A 14,254-nucleotide genomic window follows, 5' to 3' on the forward strand; every position below is an offset into this window, starting at 1 on the left:
ACACGCTCGACTTGAAATGCTATTCAGCCAGTCTGACGGCATGAACGCCACTATCGAAGAGGCGCTGTGGTTGATCCGAAGCGTGTCCTCCACCGAAAGCTCGGTGCGCTCCAGATGGTAACCGCCAGGTCCTTAAGTCGGTTTACTGTTCCATTGCTCCCCGGACCCCGGGTACGCCAGCTGGCTCGACTACGCAGTCGAAGGGTTCAGCACCCGGCAGGCCTGGCGAAAGCATCTGGGAAACCTGGGTCGACGACACCGCAGTCGAACTGGACCGGGAAGAAATCCGCGAGTCTGCGCGCCTAGAGCTACGCGCCCTGCGCAAGGCTGCGGGATTTCCTCGTTCTTGATTTACTTCTTGCTGGGTAGGTACGTCACTTTGTCGCCATCGATCTGAACGATGCCGCCCTTCGTCAGATACGCAACGGCTTGCGCGAGTGTTGCTGCGGACGCACCGTTCCCCAACATGGCCTCAAGGTGGCGAAGAAACGAGGCCTTCTTCTGAGGCCGCTCTGCCCCCATTTTCCTGAACGCTTTGGCGATCCGTTGCAGCTTTGGCGACGCGCTGCCGTCCTTCGGCGGAACTGGCTTCCTTGATGGCGCAACGATCGAGGCTGCCGCGGGCTTCTCGGGCTTCTTCTTCGGCGTTGCTGCCTTCTTTGCGGCGGACTTCTTTGCCGGCACCGCCGCCTTCTTCACAGCCGCCTTTTTGGTCGCTACAGCCTTCTTGGGCGCGGACTTTTTCGTGGCGTCATAGCCTTCGCGGCGAACCTCAAAACCAAGCGACACCGCGTGCTCGATCATTGGCTCGTAGCCTTTGTCGTTGGCGATCACGACAAGCCGAGCGTCGGGGTGCTTGGCCGCAACATATCCGAGATAGAACGACAAATGAAAGTCGAGCGCGTTGTTGCCCGTTCGAGTGATAGGCACCAGCGTGGCCCGATCACCGATCATCGTCTTGAAGGTCTGACTTAGCTTCTGCTGATGGGGACCATGGAAGATCCAGGCATCCGCGAAACCGGGTGCTAGCTCATCCAGAAGTGCTGCCGGTGGCTGCACATTTTCGAGGTCAACCAGCACGTGGACCTGGCTCGCCATCGCGCTGCCGCCGGTCATTCGTCGTAGGTGATTTCTTTGCCGTCAATCATGCCGTGGGACGACAGCGAGATGCTGAAGCGCTTGAACAGGCCAAAGAAGACGTCAGGAGGCATCTCGAGCTTGACGCGACGCACTGGCAAAGGCTTGCCGGTGTCGACCGCGGCCTTGACGCTGTCGTGGTCGCCGGGCTTGGCCAAAAGCGCGGTGACTTGGAAGGCCTTGTCGCTGGGTTGCTTCGTGACCTCACCAGACCAAGCTTCGATTCCCACAAGAAACTCGCCGTCTTTGATCAACCCCAATTGCGTGAGGTGCACTCGAAAATCTACTCGATTGTGGCCGTCGGCCTGCGCCGTGCCTTTGAAATCGCCGTACTGAACACTCGCATGGAAGTTTTCTGTTGTCATCTCCGCTCCTCATTTGTTTGTTGGAGCCGCTAGCATAAGACGGAAGGGCTTGGCGAGCTCAAGAAATCGCGCCGGCGCCCAGTCTTGCATCTCTGCACCGTCATTCAGTCGAAAACAAGATGCCATCGGCCAGACATTGGGCAGTCGGGTTCCAGAAAGGCGAAGTCCATGACAAGCCGGCGCGGCGCGTTTCGGTCCTGCAACTGCTGTTCGAGTTGCGCTTCGTCGGTCACGATGCCCTCACCCTGCCCGATGCGGCTTGTCCAGCCCGAACCGACCACCACCTAGCGCGACTCGCACTTGCATTGCTAGACTGTTCACGCGCGATCGAGCACGAGCTAAAGGTTCGGCTCGGTTGTGCCGATATCCGATTTGAGCTGGCCGCACAGGCGAAACATCAACTTCCTCCACTCGCAGACATGACCGAACCCAATCTCTTCCGCGCGGAAGCTCGTTTTTCGTGGGCCCGGTGCATACGCGTTCTCCTCTTGGGTGCCGGCAGCGCATTGTTGCCTCCCCTCGCTTTGGCGATTCCGACTTTTGGCCGTGACTCGAATCAGGTCTCCGATCGTGAGTCCACCTTCGTGATTTGGGCGGCCGTTTCTTTGAGCGTATTCGCCGGGATTGCCCGCGCTTTGACAGAAGTCGCGAGCACGAATGTGATGCCTTTCCCGCTGGTCGCATTGGCGATCTGCTCGCTTCCCTGTCTTCTGTTGGTGCTCTGCGGTGAACGGCCGACTTTCGTACTCGCAATGGTTGACGGGACCATTTCTCTTACGTTCTTCGCTGTTCGCGTGTTGGGCTTCGATCTCGACAGCTCAACTTTGCTGCTCTGGCGCTTGGTGGCGCTGTTCCTCACGGGAATGGTGCTGATGCTCACGCCTCGCGGTATCACTGCTAGCCACGCTGCATAGCGTCGGATCCCTAGTCTAGCGCTGTCGTGCGGGCAGCTCGCGCCGCCACCATCGCCTCGGCTGAATTGCTTCCGGGTAAAATGCCGTATGTCCAACACCCAACTCACGCAGGATGGCCTGCGCTACGTCAAGAAGGCGCCAGGCACCATCATCACAACGCCGCGCGCCGAATCCATGATGTCGTGCTTCAAGTGCGGCAAGTTCGCTTTCCGCACGGAGATGACTTCGAAACGCTTCCTCGGCAAGAACCACCTCGTCTGCGCACCCAAGTGCGGGTAGGCCACGACCCTGCACTTGTCAGCCTGTAACGCCTTGCTCGAGACCCGCAAGATCTAAGCCCGTCCGTGCTGCCGGCTTCGGGTACCTGCAGCGGTCCGCGAGCTTCGCTTTGCGGCGTTCGCAGCAGTTTCCGAAACAGCACTGAAGTTTGCTTCGGCGATATCGGAAGCTTGCTTTACAGCTCGCTGCACCGATTCGAAGGCATGGTTGGCAGCTGCGATGGCACTCTTCATGACTTCCACGGCTGACTCGGCCTCACGCACAACGCCAGTTGACTTAGGCGGCGTGTACGCGGGGTCGATAACCCTGAACGCCTCGGGCATGCGCGCGGCAATCGTCAACAATGTCTTGGCTGCGCCGGTCGGTTCGCGACGCCCCTGTTCCCACTGCTGAAGCGTGCGTACGGACACCCCAAGGAGGGTCGCAAAGCCTTCCTGCGACATGCCGGTTTTCTGACGTGCAGCGACGACGGGTGTGTAAACCTTGCGGGTCTTTCCGGCGGCCATCTGCCGCGCCGACAAGAGCAGTTCTGCCTCCAGGTCTCGACTGGCTTCCCATGCCTCAAGTTCGGCATCAGTCATTGGCTTTTTCCGCTGCATCGCGAAGTCCTTTCAATGTTGCGCCACTGAGCGTATCGAGCTTGCTCTTCGCATAGATAAACATCAGGACGACCTCGCCGGCCTTGGTGCGGGTGTAATAGATCACTCGCACGCCCCCGCTCTTTCCAGATCCGGCGCGGGTCCAACGTACCTTGCGCACGCCACCTGAGCCGCGAACCACATCGCCTGCCGTGGGGTTGGCTGCAATGTAGGCCGCAAATTCACCACGCTCTTCTTCCGTCCAATAGGCGTCCCAAAGGGTCTGAAAGTGGAGCGTTTCAACTACCGTGAGCATTCGACTACAATTCTACGCCACAGGAGTACCGGATGCCAGATCGCTGCGCCAAAGGCGCAGCCCTGCTGCACGTCAAACAGGGTCCTACGAAAGCGGGTGGCCCGCGCCTTAGGTCGCCTCGCGGAGTAGTTCAGCCTTCTTGGCAAGCTCAGCGGCCTCGGCCACCTGCTGAAGTGAAAGCGGGCCCGCCAGCTCGACCTCGCCAGCCAGCACGTTATCGAGCGCTTCCCGCCCTGCGCGGCCGGCCAACCAGGCAAACGCCGACGTGATCGATCCGCCGCCGAACTTCGCACGCAACGCCTTCCCCGCGGCACGGCTCACTTCTGCGAAGGCCTCCTGGTCCACCGCAGTCGATGCCGCGCGGACAACCAGGCAGAACGCTTCGAGCTTGTCGGCCTCGTTGCGCAAGTGGCGAGCCCTTGCGGTGCTATGGGCGGCGTATCCAAGAAGTGCCGGTTCGCTTGCGTCTGTGTATTGCTGAATCTGCCGCCCCTCCACCCATCTCGAGTCACCTCGCGACAGAACCTCGACCGATCGCCCGCGAGCTTCCGACGCGCGCGCTGCGGCCGCGCGCGCCCCCTCGGCATCCTCAACGCGCCAAACCAGGAGAGGAGACTGGTCCGTGCCGTGAACCGCCCATCGACCAATGCTGTTGAGGCAGCGGGCGTAGCTGCTTGGCGAGCCACCGTGTCGTGCCGTCTCCAGTGACGCCAATTGGTGATCGGGAAGCGAGAGAAGCAGGTATTGGTCGAACGGCATCGGGGTTTCACTGTGTGCCCATGATTGTCACCGCTGAGAAAGACGACCAGCCCAGTAGGATCCAGGCATGCCCAAGAACCACGACCTCTTCGCCAGCTCAGCCTCCATTCTGCGCATGCCATCCTGGCTTGGCCCCGGCGTCCATGAAGAAAGCGATCTCCCGTTCGAGCCGGGCGACTACAAGATCACACCTGGCGAGCGCTGGACCGTCACCACGGTGAAGACTGGCGAAACCGTCTACTCCGGCATCGGCCCGGTGGAAATCGTCAGGGCGTAGGCCACGCGCTCCATCCAATCGATTCGCGGTAGTCGTGAGCACGCATCGTGCATGTTCCTGCTTCACGGCACCCGTCACCCTCTGGTCCCAGGTGCATCGCGCTGCCGCACTCCCTGTGGGCGGCGCGCGACAGATCGCGGTTTTCCGGGTCAACGTGTGATTTTGCGCGGCGGTTTCATGCCCGGCCCTCTCACAATTCCTGCTCATGAGCACCACTCGCACCCCTCTCTGGTACCGCCACGCTTGGTGGCTGCCTAGTGCGTGCTCGGCGTTCGCCCTCGCCCTGGTGGTGGCCACGCTGCACCCCACCGAACAGAACATCCTGCTGTCTGTCGCGATCCTATGCGCCCTGCCCTGGTCGCTCGCCCTTCTTCTCCTCGACTTCGGTGAAGGGTTCGCCGATCGTGCTGCCCTCGTCGTCTGCATCGGGCTGTGCACGAACGCTGCTCTGCTGTGGTGGTCAACGGTCCTACTTCGCGTCCGCTTTCGCGACCGGCACGCTGATCTGCACGATGCTGAGGCCTGATAAATCCACCACGAGGAACCGCCCCATGACTTCCGAACGCAAAACACTCGTGTGGGGTCAAGAGGCGGTGGTTGAGCACCTCGAGAAGCTCCTCGCCGCTGCGAAGGCCGGCGAGCTGGACGACGTCGTCATGGCTCATCGAGTTTTCAAGAGCGACGGCACGTTCGAGGACATCGTGTTTGGCGGTACCGACGAACAGCGCCAAGCCGCACTCGCGAAGCTCAGAGCCACGGACGATTGACAGCTGGTCGCTTTCTCAATCTGACCTAGCGCGAACCAGGCGCGGTTCAGCACAATGCCTGCATATCTGAAAGCGGCCCTCCAGCCGAAACGCAACCCACTGGCCTGAAGATCCATCCATGCCCACAAGCGACTTCGAAGAACAGCACTACGGCGCAGACCCCCTGGTCGTTTCCATGGCCGTCGGCATGTCATGGATCAATTACGGCATTGCCGCCTTGGTCATGGTCAATTCTGTGTCGAGCAACTACCACGCAGCAGCTGGATTTACTGTTGCGGTATGTATAGGACTCGCGCTGAGCGGGCGCCCAGTGGCCGCGCTCATTCGCAGGATCACAGGCTTGGCGCAGGGCGCCTGCTATCCCCTTGGCATCTTGCTCGGCAATGCTCTGGGCGTTGCGGCCGGCGCTTGCCTGGCGTCGTACTTGGGATAGCGACCATCCATGAAGCAGCGCGCCCGCCGGAAAGTTGCGTTCCGGCCTCGTGCGCTTCAACCACTACCGCGGAGGAAAACGCCTTCGCCCGCCAAGATCCGCGCAAAGATGGACAAGATTCTGATCGAGCATCGCGAGCTGTTCGATAGTCTTGCTGACGCATAGGAACACCGCCGCGTCGGTCTGTTCAGCTTGAACCGGCATCCGAAAGCTCGGGGGCGAGCATCACGCCTCCGTGAGCGCGCACCGCTGCGCTGACGATCGAAGCTTCGGACGCAAGGTCCATCTCGACCATCGATTCGATGAATCCGCGCAGCGAAGCGCGGTCCAGCATGCCCGGGTACAGATCATTCACGTAGCCAAGCCCGGCGATCAGTTCGCCGTCTGCCAGGTGGTAGAGGAGCAGGATCCAATGGGAGTTGTCGAGCACAGGCGACTGGTCGGCGGCGGCGCCGAAGGCCGGCGAGCTCGCGATCGCCCTGATGCCCGCCGCGAGCGCGTGCAGCGCTTCAGGGGAGGACATCGCGCGTTCATCGGTCCGAGCCTTCGAGCTCGCTCTTTTCATCGCGTCGGCGGCGGCAGCGCGGCATTCTGCAGCCCCGGTCTCGCCTTCCTCATTCCTCATTGAGACGAGCTGCTCCGGCGGGATCGCTGCAGCAGCAATCCAGAAGTTGCTTGTGTCGATCAGGTAGACAAAGGAGTCCACGGCGAGGGGAGCCCTCCCGGCGTTCAGATCCAGGCCCCAGTTCGGCCTGGCCTCGTGAGCATGCAAAACCACAGCCTTCCAGAAGGCCTGCTCCGGCGCCGAGTTGGAGGCAACGCGACGCAGTAGCGCCTGGGTCTTGAGGGATGCCAACTTTAGGTTCCAAGGGAGTGGCCCGCATGGTACCCGCCGGCAGGCCAACCCAACTTTGCGACTACGCCCGCGGTGTCACTGTACCGCCAGGACGACAAACTCGATGGTCGTCAGAACGCGCTCACGTCCGACATGAGCCGAACTTCCGACGGATTCGATCGGCAAAGAGTCAAGGTCACCACGAAAGTTCTACGGTCTCGCTAGCTCGGCTAGCACTCGGTCGAGTTCCTTTGTGAGTTCCCGGAGTCGTCCAAGGGCCGGCTCTTGACGCACGTCTGAAGTGCGAATCATCCATTTCACAGCAAGTCGATCAAATTCGGACCACTTGGATGATTGCGTCTTTTGCTCGTGGCGCATGTATGGCCGCAACTCCTTCCAGAGGTCGAGTCCGAGTCGCCCATAGTGCTCAAAAAGAACCTGCTCGCTGTAGATCTTGTACTTGACGCAAAGAGCAATCTCCTCCCATTCGTTTAGGACGAATCGGACGCACTCTCGATCTATGTCCGCTATCGCGCCTGGAACAAACTCGGTCCCAGCGAATGCGCCATTCTCAATAAGCTCACGAACACGAGCGATCTGCTTTGCGTCCCGCTCATTTCGATACGTCGCGAACTTGTCGATCGTGTTGCGGTACATCGCCAACTGGCGAGTTGAGCGATAACCCTTCCATGCGAGTAAGACGCCTCCAAGTAAGAGCACTCCAGAAGCGAAGTAGAGAATCTCGAGCAGTGGCTTCCACTGGCCGACGATCGAGCAGGCAACGGCTTCACACATGACGATGGCTCCTGACACCGGTAGCGCCTGCGAGCATTTCGTGTCTCTCATCGCGACGCGTGCGGAAACTTAGGCTCGTGCGGCTCAACGCAGCGAGACAACCAGCGGACAGCGGACGGCAAAAGCAGGCTGTTGACGGTCTGGCTGACTGACTGCCCCGGCTGGGACATCCGCAACATACACACCTTGCCGACGCTGCACAACCTGGCATTACCAGAAGCCGACTCTGGCGGGGGGCCTGCTGTTGCCCCGCAGCGGACATCAATTTCGGATTCCAGGCCCTCTTCAACGGCGCGGGAGAGGTGAAGGATCCTTGCGAATGCTCGGTGTCCTCACGCCGAAGTGGTCGAACACACGTTGCCAGGCGTGCGGCCCCATCCCTCGGATCTCCCGCCCGCCCGCAGCCGCCAGCGCCCGGACTTCACCCACCGTGTGTATCCCGGCACGTTGGAGCGACTCGCTAGCCGCGCCCAACCAAGGCGCGAGTTCCGCGGTCGGCGCATCCTCTGCAGGAGGTTGCAGCTTCTCTGTGCGTATTGCCTTGTAGCGCCACTTCTCCAACTGATTCGGCCTGGAGGCCAGCTCGAGCCCCACGCTCTGCAGCGTTTCGACCAGCTCCAGGACAGACTTTTCGCCGAAACAGATCCAGATGTCCCGCAGCGGCATGTTGCGAAGACTGCCAATGGTGGTGATGCCCTTCTCCAGGCACCGACTCACAGTAGCGGGTTTCAGGCCCAGCTCCGAAACTGAGGACTCGTCCGAAACGTTGCGTTCGTGGGCCGGCAGCAGCCTGGCGATCTTTGCTCTCTGCAGCGCCCGTCGCCCGGGACGGTTGCTCTCGCGGAAGTCCAGGCCGATCCTATGCAGGTAACTGCGGATCTGGACGACTGTCGACCGCCCGACGTCGGGGACAGCGAGCAGTTCGTCCTCGCTCACCTGGGTGAAGTCTTCCAGCGCGTACAGATTAAGCTCCCGCAGCTTGTGCATTGCACTGGGCCGCAGACCCAGATCTCGGATGTCAGCAATCGCGGGGTATGGGACCGCAGGACGCTGAGCCGAGGGCTCGGCGCGAGCGAGCCAAGTGAACTCCGTTAGCTCAAGGCCGAGCGGATCTACCCCTTCGCGCCGCGCTGCGGCGCGAACGTCCTGCCCACGCTCGATCCAGTCCTGGAAGGCGCGCAGGCAAGCGCCGACCTCCGCCGGCGGCACTTCGAGGAAGTCACGCACCACCCGAAATCGCCGCGTAGGTCTCCCCGCCGGCTGCTCGCCACCGGAAGACCGCCCCATCTGAAGCTTCATGCTCGACCCCTGTCCTTTGAACACTTGCGGCCGCAGCGTACTGGCTGGCGGCCGCCCTGAACAGAGAGCATGCCCCACGGATGCAGATCTAACCTCCCTACTCGCCATTTCGTACCCAAGATCGGCTGGTGGTTTCATCTGCGTCAGAACCTTTGCACGGTATTCATTTCTTTGCCGCTCAACCTATCGCGATTCCCGGTGCAGTCCGTATTCTGATCTGCATGAACTCGCTGGCCATCGAACCCATCACCTCCGCCACGGACGACCTCTCGTACATCAACGACGACGGCATCCCGGACCTGTCGAGCTATCAGCGCATCGTGTGCTTCTTTTCGACTGGGAAGGATAGCCTGGCCACCGTGCTACACCTCCTCGAGCTGGGTGTTCCTGCGAGCAAGATCGAGCTCCATCACCACAACGTCGATGGGGACCCCGAGGCCGGCGAAGGCCTGATGGACTGGCCCGTCACCCTCGCCTATGGCCAAGCCGTTGCGCGTCATCTTGGAACAGAGTTCGTGACCTCCTGGCGCGAAGGCGGTATCGAACGGGAGATGACCCGCGACGAAACGCGAACCGCGCCGGTGGTCTTCTACAAGGAAGGGCAACGCATCGAGGTTGGCGGCGTCAACGGGCCGCTCGGCACGCGGCGAAAGTTTCCGCAACAGAGCGCATCCTTGGCCACGAGATGGTGTTCAAGCAGCGCGAAGATCGACGTGGGGGCTTCGTACCTCCGCAACCATCCCAAGTTCCGCGATCAGCGCACGCTTGTAGTGACTGGCGAGCGTGCCGAGGAATCGAGTTCGCGAGCACGCTATGCAACATTCGAGCGGCACCGCACGGACAGTCGCAACGGCAAGAGCGCACGGCACATCGATCACTGGCGCGCGGTGCACGGATGGTCCGAGCAGCAGGTGTGGGCCATCATTGAACGCCACCGCTTGCAGGCACACCCTGCGTACGAAATTGGATACGGCAGGGTGAGTTGCCAGTACTGCATTTTTGGCTCCAAGAACCAGTGGGCCACAAATCGCGCGATCGCGCCCACGGGCTTCGCGAGGATCGCCACCTACGAGCAAGACTTCGGCGTCACGATCCATCGTAAGCTCTCGGTCGGCGCGCTTGCCGGTCTCGGGACACCCTACGCGGCGGCCACCGGTATCTGGGTGGAGCGCGCGATGGCCACTACCTTCGATGCACCCATCGTCGTCGAGAACTGGAAGCTGCCGGCTGGCGCGTTCGGCGAGAGCTGTGGACCCACATGAACATGACCACCACCCGCACCGAACATTCGAACGTACCGCGCTCGTTGCGACCGTCTGTCCGCAACCCGTTGATCGAGCTGCCCGCCGCGCGCGAGATCCAGGCGCTGCCGGAAGACACGCGCAAGCAGCTGCGTGCGCTGCTTCTCGACATCCGCGCCAGCGCGCAGGTCAAGGCAGAGCAATCATGGCGTCGCTGCAAGGGTCCGATGGCCTTGTACTGGAAGGTCGTGGCGGTCTACGCAGGGCACATTGCGCGCCTTCTGCGGTAAGGTCTCGTCCACGCCCTGGCCTCTCAGCTATGCCCGGAGGTCTATACAGGCCCAGATCACGCGGAATCGTTGTGCCCATGAGCACCAGCCTTCAAGGCCTTTTTCTCTGCGCGTAATCGATTGGCCTCGATCTTGTCCCTGAACGCCTGCAGATGCGCAAGCCGAAACAACCCAAGCTGCCGCGCCGTCATGCGCTCGTAGTTTGGTGGCCTAGGGAGCACCGGCTTGCGCAGATCAATCTTTCCGATCGGTGGGATGTCCGTCTGATGCTGGCCCGCAAGAAGGATCGCATCCCATTCCTCTTCCGGTCGCGGCTTCCCATCGTCTGTGAAGTGGATGATGTTGTGGCAGCCACTGCAAACGGTCGCCAGCATGGCGTCATTGCGCCCTTCCAGCACGTCGCGCTCGTAGCTGCGGTGGTGCACCACGCTGCCGCGGCCACCGCAGGATTGGCAGATCCGCTGATCACGCTCGAGGACTCGCTCCTTGATTTCCTTCCACAAGGCTGACGGCAGGTACTGCCCCTGATAGTCCATGAGCATGACATCTGTGATCCGCTTCGGCCGCGCGGCGGCGCGCTCCTCCAGCTCACGGAACATCCTTGCGAGATCGTCAGGTGTCAGCGTGGGCAGGGCCACATTGGACCTTCCGACCGGCTTAGGCCTTCAGTTCCTCAAGCGCCTTGCCATTCGCAACCGCTTCTTTCAGCCAGCGCGGCTGCGGTCCGCGGCCCGTCCATGAGTTCCCGTTCTGATCCCGATAGAGCACCGTAGAAGGACGGCGCATCAACGCCTTGCCCTTCTGCTTCGGCGTCGCCACCGCCACATTGCCAGTTCGGAAGTCATCCAGCGACTTTCCGGCAGCGAGCGCGTCGCGCAACCAGTACGGGCGCTTTCCTATGCCGGACCAGGTTCCTCCATTGCCGTCACTGTACTTCGCGGCGCTGCTGCTCTTCCCAGCCTTTGTCTTGGGTGTCTTGGGGAGCGACCTGGCAGCAGTCGTAGACCTGCCAAGGCCTAGCTGCTCGGCAGTTAAACCATAGTGCTCAATCGCGATTTGGATTCGCGAAACGACACCCGCGACCTCCTGTTTGCGGAGCGCTTCGGCTTCCTTCTGAAGAGCTGAGATCTTCCTCTGAATCTGGGCGTAGGTCTGTGCCATGGGATACCTCTATGTCGTTCAATCGGAAAGCGGTAGCTTAAACGTGTTCGCATGCGTCCCTGGAAGCGCTACCTTGACGCGCTTGAACGCGGTTCTTCATACTGACTTCAACACTTCAAATCAAGGTCCAAACGTGAGTCAATCGATACCTACGGCAGCACCTTCCAGCGCCACTCCGCAGCCTCTCACGGCCTCTCAGTGGCGCGCCCGCGCCGTTCAGCTATTCGGCGCCGATCCCTTGAAGTGGCGCTTCATGTGTCCGAGCTGCGGGCACGTCGCAGCTGTCGAGGACTGGAAGAACGCCGGCGCCAACCAGTCCCAGGCAGCGTTCTCCTGCGTCGGCCGCTACACCGGCGCCGACGACTCGAACACCTTCAAAAAGGCCGGCGGGCCCTGCAACTATGCCGGTGGGGGCCTGATTGGACTGAACCCGGTCCAGGTCATCGGAGATGGCGGGCAGATCACCCGCATGTTCGCATTCGCCGATGCTTGATACCCACCCCTTCACGGACGAGCAATGGTGGAGCATGTGCGACGCGCACATGTCGCTGCCCGTCCCCCTCGCGAAGGCGGATCTGCATCAGCCGTTCGTCTACGAGCGACGGTATGGCGTGTTCTATGTACCATTCGGGCGGCACCAGCTCGCGATGAGCGTCCTGTTGGCCTTCCAGCACGGCCTCACGAAGGGGTTCGACGTCGCTGATCGATTGGGACTGGACTTCTCCCATGGGACGGCAGACGAATGGCTGCGGACAGCGTCAGGCGCTTGCCTCCGCAGCTCTGTCGGGAAGAACGTCTTGGTCGGATTTCGGCACTCGTTGAGCGCCATCGAGCGCCGCATGATTGGAAGCGGGATCTCCTATGCCTTTGATTGAACCGGAAGGCGGCTCCGTCGAGGAGCGACTCGAACGTCTTAAACACGTTGTGGAGAGCATGCGGTGCCCCGACGATCGACACGAAACCGAGCTGAGGAAGCGAACGTTCTCGAACGGCTCTTGCCATCTCGTTCAACAGTGCATGCGGTGCGGCCGCCAGATTGGTGGTGCGATCGGGAAACGAGCGCCTCGACCTGCCCAGGAGCCGGAGGAGTTCGATCAGGCGATCGAGCGCCGCTATGGGGCCGTGTCCAGTGAGTACAGCGCATTGCTGTCCGAACGTCTCATGGATCGCACGGCGGGAGAAGCTCTGCCGTCCGAGGTGGTGCAAGACCGCCGGCAGTGCCTCGGCGACTCATTCGATGAATTGCTTGCGAGTTCGAGTGCCGGGGTGGAGGAATCGGAGGCTCTCGACATCTTCGCTGGTCGTATCGGGGCAGCTCGAGCAAGACGGCGTCAAATCCTTGCGAAGCAGATCGACCGCTTCGAGTCAGAGGAGCAGCTGCGCGTCTGGCTCGTACAACACCTCTCTGGCGAATTCGATCTCCACCCCGAAGTTCCTGGTCGGCACCTGGCCGAAGGCGTCGGTGTTCGCATCGACTACTTGGCGGTCCCGAAGCCGCATCTGGTGAATGAGGGGTTTGCGCCCGAACCATTTGGCATCGAAGTGAAGCACATCAACCCGCTGGACGGATTCACCCGTCGAGCGAGCCGCGCGCTTTGGCAGACGATCAGCTACACCGATTCGGCGTTTGACTTCGGTCCCCATCCGATTCGACTTCGATTCGCAGTGCTATTCAGCAATCTCGCGTTTGAAGCTGAGCGGCAGCTCCTCAAACACGACGACTTTCAGCAGTGGCACGCCTTCACAAATCTTGCGCATCATTCAAACGTCGGAACGCTGGAGATCAAGGGCGACAAGAACAAATGCGACGGCTGGTTCATCGCTTTCAGCAGCGGAAACTACTTCTATCGCAGGTCCATCTACGGTGGAGATGTGGTCTACGTGAAGCCAAGCACCAACACGATCAACAAGATGCGCATCGGCAACTTCTAGGCCCTTTTTCCTCGCTCCGACCTTACGCATTCTTGGTCCGATCTGTATCTTGGTCGGATGACAAACGGTTCATTGGTTCATCGCACCCCACATCCTCAGCAGCTCGATCTTCAATGCCAACGCTGGAGCCACCGCCGCGCCAGCTATCGCCCCGCGGGCGAGATCTTCGACCCCAAGCGCGCCGGCGTTGAGCCGATCGAAGAGCGCGATGCAAAGGCCTTCGTCGAGACCCACCACTATTCGGGCAGCTACCCCGCAGCGCGCTTTCGCGCCGGAGTGTTCGTCAAGGAGCCATTCCAGAAGGCCAGGCTCGCCGGAGTCGGTGTCTTCAGCGTGCCGATGAACCAGAAGGTCATCCCGGCTTACTTCCAGGATCTCGACGCTGCGCAAGGTGTCGAGCTCGGGCGCTTCGTCCTGGCTGAGGACTTGGCCTCGAATGCGGAGAGCTGGAGCCTTGCTCGAATGAAGAAGCTACTGCGTGAGGCCTTGCCGGAAGTGCGCGGCGTGGTGGCCTACTCGGATCCGATCGAGCGCCGGAACGAGACGGGTGCCCTCGTGAAACGAGGCCACGTGGGCACGATCTACAAGGCGACGAACGCGGCGTATCGCGGCCTTTCGAGCGCTCGCACGCTCTGGCTCGCACCCAACGGCGCCAGCCTGGCGGATCGGTTGCTCTCGAAGGTGCGTAACTCGGAGACTGGGGAGCGCTACGCGCTGGAGCGTCTGGCTGCCCTAGGCGCGCCGCGACGTCAGCCACATGAAGGCGGTGCTGCGTACATCCGCCGCTTGAAGGAGGACCTGTGGCTCAAGCCGGTCCGCCATCCCGGGAATCACGCCTTCACCTGGAATCTCTGACGATGGCGGTCTGACCGATTG

The 14,254-nt window shown here is 61.3% G+C and carries 22 protein-coding genes; 12 read left to right on the forward strand and 10 right to left on the reverse strand.

Annotation, left to right across the window (positions count from 1 at the left end; genetic code table 11):
• Nucleotides 1-351: 351 nt before the first annotated feature.
• Nucleotides 352-1,116 (reverse strand): PIN domain-containing protein, encoded by a 765-nt coding sequence (locus ACSQ89_RS41325; protein ID WP_436297940.1) that lies wholly within the window; start codon nucleotides 1,114-1,116, stop codon nucleotides 352-354.
• Nucleotides 1,113-1,502 carry a hypothetical protein gene (locus tag ACSQ89_RS41330; protein WP_436297941.1) on the reverse strand — a complete coding sequence of 130 codons (390 nt, stop codon included), beginning with the start codon at nucleotides 1,500-1,502 and terminating at the stop codon, nucleotides 1,113-1,115. Before ACSQ89_RS41330 ends, ACSQ89_RS41325 begins: the two co-directional genes overlap by 4 nt.
• A gap of 119 nt (nucleotides 1,503-1,621) precedes the next feature.
• Between ACSQ89_RS41330 and ACSQ89_RS41335 the strand changes: the two genes are divergently transcribed.
• Complete coding sequence (locus tag ACSQ89_RS41335) at nucleotides 1,622-2,416, forward strand: hypothetical protein (protein WP_436297942.1); 795 nt, start codon at nucleotides 1,622-1,624, stop codon at nucleotides 2,414-2,416.
• 87 nt (nucleotides 2,417-2,503) lie between these two features.
• The gene (locus ACSQ89_RS41340; protein WP_436297943.1) at nucleotides 2,504-2,695 is read left to right on the forward strand and encodes a hypothetical protein; all 192 of its coding nucleotides are present in this window, start codon (nucleotides 2,504-2,506) and stop codon (nucleotides 2,693-2,695) included.
• Between the two features lie 53 nt (nucleotides 2,696-2,748).
• Here ACSQ89_RS41340 and ACSQ89_RS41345 read toward each other — a convergent pair whose 3' ends face one another.
• The 3 genes from ACSQ89_RS41345 to ACSQ89_RS41355 all read right to left on the reverse strand — a co-directional run bounded on the left by ACSQ89_RS41345 (nucleotide 2,749) and on the right by ACSQ89_RS41355 (nucleotide 3,997).
• On the reverse strand, nucleotides 2,749-3,276 hold the full coding sequence (locus tag ACSQ89_RS41345; protein WP_436297944.1) for a helix-turn-helix domain-containing protein: 528 nt from the start codon (nucleotides 3,274-3,276) through the stop codon (nucleotides 2,749-2,751).
• The gene (locus ACSQ89_RS41350) at nucleotides 3,269-3,589 is read right to left on the reverse strand and encodes a type II toxin-antitoxin system RelE/ParE family toxin (RefSeq protein WP_436297945.1); all 321 of its coding nucleotides are present in this window, start codon (nucleotides 3,587-3,589) and stop codon (nucleotides 3,269-3,271) included. Before ACSQ89_RS41350 ends, ACSQ89_RS41345 begins: the two co-directional genes overlap by 8 nt.
• 108 nt (nucleotides 3,590-3,697) lie before the next feature.
• Complete coding sequence (locus ACSQ89_RS41355; RefSeq protein ID WP_436297946.1) at nucleotides 3,698-3,997, reverse strand: hypothetical protein; 300 nt, start codon at nucleotides 3,995-3,997, stop codon at nucleotides 3,698-3,700.
• A 418-nt stretch (nucleotides 3,998-4,415) separates the two neighbouring features.
• On the opposite strand from ACSQ89_RS41355, the gene ACSQ89_RS41360 reads away from it, so the two are divergent.
• From ACSQ89_RS41360 to ACSQ89_RS41375, 4 genes are all read left to right on the forward strand, one after another.
• On the forward strand, nucleotides 4,416-4,625 hold the full coding sequence (locus ACSQ89_RS41360; RefSeq protein WP_436297947.1) for a hypothetical protein: 210 nt from the start codon (nucleotides 4,416-4,418) through the stop codon (nucleotides 4,623-4,625).
• A gap of 205 nt (nucleotides 4,626-4,830) precedes the next feature.
• Nucleotides 4,831-5,151, forward strand: a complete 321-nt coding sequence (locus ACSQ89_RS41365; RefSeq protein WP_436297948.1) for a hypothetical protein — start codon at nucleotides 4,831-4,833, stop codon at nucleotides 5,149-5,151.
• Between the two features lie 25 nt (nucleotides 5,152-5,176).
• Entirely contained in the window at nucleotides 5,177-5,392 is a 216-nt protein-coding gene (locus ACSQ89_RS41370; protein WP_436297949.1) for a hypothetical protein, read from the forward strand.
• A gap of 118 nt (nucleotides 5,393-5,510) precedes the next feature.
• Complete coding sequence (locus tag ACSQ89_RS41375; RefSeq protein WP_436297950.1) at nucleotides 5,511-5,825, forward strand: hypothetical protein; 315 nt, start codon at nucleotides 5,511-5,513, stop codon at nucleotides 5,823-5,825.
• 187 nt (nucleotides 5,826-6,012) lie between these two features.
• Here ACSQ89_RS41375 and ACSQ89_RS41380 read toward each other — a convergent pair whose 3' ends face one another.
• The 3 genes from ACSQ89_RS41380 to ACSQ89_RS41390 form a co-directional block, all read right to left on the reverse strand.
• Complete coding sequence (locus tag ACSQ89_RS41380; RefSeq protein ID WP_436297951.1) at nucleotides 6,013-6,681, reverse strand: hypothetical protein; 669 nt, start codon at nucleotides 6,679-6,681, stop codon at nucleotides 6,013-6,015.
• Between the two features lie 189 nt (nucleotides 6,682-6,870).
• A complete protein-coding gene (locus ACSQ89_RS41385; RefSeq protein ID WP_436297952.1) occupies nucleotides 6,871-7,455 on the reverse strand; it encodes a DUF4760 domain-containing protein in 585 nt (194 codons plus the stop codon).
• Between the two features lie 285 nt (nucleotides 7,456-7,740).
• Nucleotides 7,741-8,754, reverse strand: a complete 1,014-nt coding sequence (locus tag ACSQ89_RS41390) for a hypothetical protein (RefSeq protein WP_436297953.1) — start codon at nucleotides 8,752-8,754, stop codon at nucleotides 7,741-7,743.
• Between the two features lie 221 nt (nucleotides 8,755-8,975).
• Here ACSQ89_RS41390 and ACSQ89_RS41395 point away from each other — a divergent pair, with 221 nt between their 5' ends.
• Nucleotides 8,976-10,016, forward strand: a complete 1,041-nt coding sequence (locus ACSQ89_RS41395; RefSeq protein ID WP_436297954.1) for a phosphoadenosine phosphosulfate reductase domain-containing protein — start codon at nucleotides 8,976-8,978, stop codon at nucleotides 10,014-10,016.
• 2 nt (nucleotides 10,017-10,018) lie between these two features.
• The gene (locus ACSQ89_RS41400) at nucleotides 10,019-10,285 is read left to right on the forward strand and encodes a hypothetical protein (protein ID WP_436297955.1); all 267 of its coding nucleotides are present in this window, start codon (nucleotides 10,019-10,021) and stop codon (nucleotides 10,283-10,285) included.
• 56 nt (nucleotides 10,286-10,341) lie between these two features.
• Here ACSQ89_RS41400 and ACSQ89_RS41405 read toward each other — a convergent pair whose 3' ends face one another.
• Nucleotides 10,342-10,923 (reverse strand): HNH endonuclease, encoded by a 582-nt coding sequence (locus tag ACSQ89_RS41405; protein WP_436297956.1) that lies wholly within the window; start codon nucleotides 10,921-10,923, stop codon nucleotides 10,342-10,344.
• 19 nt (nucleotides 10,924-10,942) lie between these two features.
• Nucleotides 10,943-11,446: an H-NS family nucleoid-associated regulatory protein gene (locus tag ACSQ89_RS41410; protein WP_436297957.1), complete on the reverse strand. Its 504-nt coding sequence runs from the start codon at nucleotides 11,444-11,446 to the stop codon at nucleotides 10,943-10,945.
• Nucleotides 11,447-11,519: 73 nt separating this feature from the next.
• On the opposite strand from ACSQ89_RS41410, the gene ACSQ89_RS41415 reads away from it, so the two are divergent.
• From ACSQ89_RS41415 to ACSQ89_RS41430, 4 genes are read left to right on the forward strand one after another with little or no spacing between them, the layout of a single operon-like run.
• Nucleotides 11,520-11,939: a VVA0879 family protein gene (locus ACSQ89_RS41415; protein WP_436297958.1), complete on the forward strand. Its 420-nt coding sequence runs from the start codon at nucleotides 11,520-11,522 to the stop codon at nucleotides 11,937-11,939.
• Nucleotides 11,932-12,321: a hypothetical protein gene (locus ACSQ89_RS41420; protein WP_436297959.1), complete on the forward strand. Its 390-nt coding sequence runs from the start codon at nucleotides 11,932-11,934 to the stop codon at nucleotides 12,319-12,321. The genes ACSQ89_RS41415 and ACSQ89_RS41420 overlap by 8 nt, the downstream gene beginning before the upstream one ends.
• Nucleotides 12,308-13,378: a hypothetical protein gene (locus ACSQ89_RS41425; RefSeq protein ID WP_436297960.1), complete on the forward strand. Its 1,071-nt coding sequence runs from the start codon at nucleotides 12,308-12,310 to the stop codon at nucleotides 13,376-13,378. The genes ACSQ89_RS41420 and ACSQ89_RS41425 overlap by 14 nt, the downstream gene beginning before the upstream one ends.
• Before the next feature lie 57 nt (nucleotides 13,379-13,435).
• Entirely contained in the window at nucleotides 13,436-14,233 is a 798-nt protein-coding gene (locus tag ACSQ89_RS41430; RefSeq protein ID WP_436297961.1) for a hypothetical protein, read from the forward strand.
• Nucleotides 14,234-14,254 lie beyond the last annotated feature (21 nt).

The organism is Variovorax sp. LjRoot175 (assembly GCF_964253805.1).
GTDB lineage: Bacteria > Pseudomonadota > Gammaproteobacteria > Burkholderiales > Burkholderiaceae_C > Variovorax.

Excerpts from the sequence above, each read along its gene's own strand:
- ACSQ89_RS41325 (WP_436297940.1), bottom strand. The coding sequence starts at position 1,116 with ATGACCGGCGGCAGCGCGATGGCGAGCCAGGTCCACGTGCTGGTTGAC.
- ACSQ89_RS41330 (WP_436297941.1), bottom strand. The coding sequence starts at position 1,502 with ATGACAACAGAAAACTTCCATGCGAGTGTTCAGTACGGCGATTTCAAA.
- ACSQ89_RS41335 (WP_436297942.1), top strand. The coding sequence starts at position 1,622 with ATGCCATCGGCCAGACATTGGGCAGTCGGGTTCCAGAAAGGCGAAGTC.
- ACSQ89_RS41340 (WP_436297943.1), top strand. The coding sequence starts at position 2,504 with ATGTCCAACACCCAACTCACGCAGGATGGCCTGCGCTACGTCAAGAAG.
- ACSQ89_RS41345 (WP_436297944.1), bottom strand. The coding sequence starts at position 3,276 with ATGACTGATGCCGAACTTGAGGCATGGGAAGCCAGTCGAGACCTGGAG.
- ACSQ89_RS41350 (WP_436297945.1), bottom strand. The coding sequence starts at position 3,589 with ATGCTCACGGTAGTTGAAACGCTCCACTTTCAGACCCTTTGGGACGCC.
- ACSQ89_RS41360 (WP_436297947.1), top strand. The coding sequence starts at position 4,416 with ATGCCCAAGAACCACGACCTCTTCGCCAGCTCAGCCTCCATTCTGCGC.
- ACSQ89_RS41365 (WP_436297948.1), top strand. The coding sequence starts at position 4,831 with ATGAGCACCACTCGCACCCCTCTCTGGTACCGCCACGCTTGGTGGCTG.
- ACSQ89_RS41370 (WP_436297949.1), top strand. The coding sequence starts at position 5,177 with ATGACTTCCGAACGCAAAACACTCGTGTGGGGTCAAGAGGCGGTGGTT.
- ACSQ89_RS41375 (WP_436297950.1), top strand. The coding sequence starts at position 5,511 with ATGCCCACAAGCGACTTCGAAGAACAGCACTACGGCGCAGACCCCCTG.
- ACSQ89_RS41385 (WP_436297952.1), bottom strand. The coding sequence starts at position 7,455 with ATGTGTGAAGCCGTTGCCTGCTCGATCGTCGGCCAGTGGAAGCCACTG.
- ACSQ89_RS41390 (WP_436297953.1), bottom strand. The coding sequence starts at position 8,754 with ATGAAGCTTCAGATGGGGCGGTCTTCCGGTGGCGAGCAGCCGGCGGGG.
- ACSQ89_RS41395 (WP_436297954.1), top strand. The coding sequence starts at position 8,976 with ATGAACTCGCTGGCCATCGAACCCATCACCTCCGCCACGGACGACCTC.
- ACSQ89_RS41400 (WP_436297955.1), top strand. The coding sequence starts at position 10,019 with ATGACCACCACCCGCACCGAACATTCGAACGTACCGCGCTCGTTGCGA.
- ACSQ89_RS41410 (WP_436297957.1), bottom strand. The coding sequence starts at position 11,446 with ATGGCACAGACCTACGCCCAGATTCAGAGGAAGATCTCAGCTCTTCAG.
- ACSQ89_RS41420 (WP_436297959.1), top strand. The coding sequence starts at position 11,932 with ATGCTTGATACCCACCCCTTCACGGACGAGCAATGGTGGAGCATGTGC.
- ACSQ89_RS41425 (WP_436297960.1), top strand. The coding sequence starts at position 12,308 with ATGCCTTTGATTGAACCGGAAGGCGGCTCCGTCGAGGAGCGACTCGAA.
- ACSQ89_RS41430 (WP_436297961.1), top strand. The coding sequence starts at position 13,436 with ATGACAAACGGTTCATTGGTTCATCGCACCCCACATCCTCAGCAGCTC.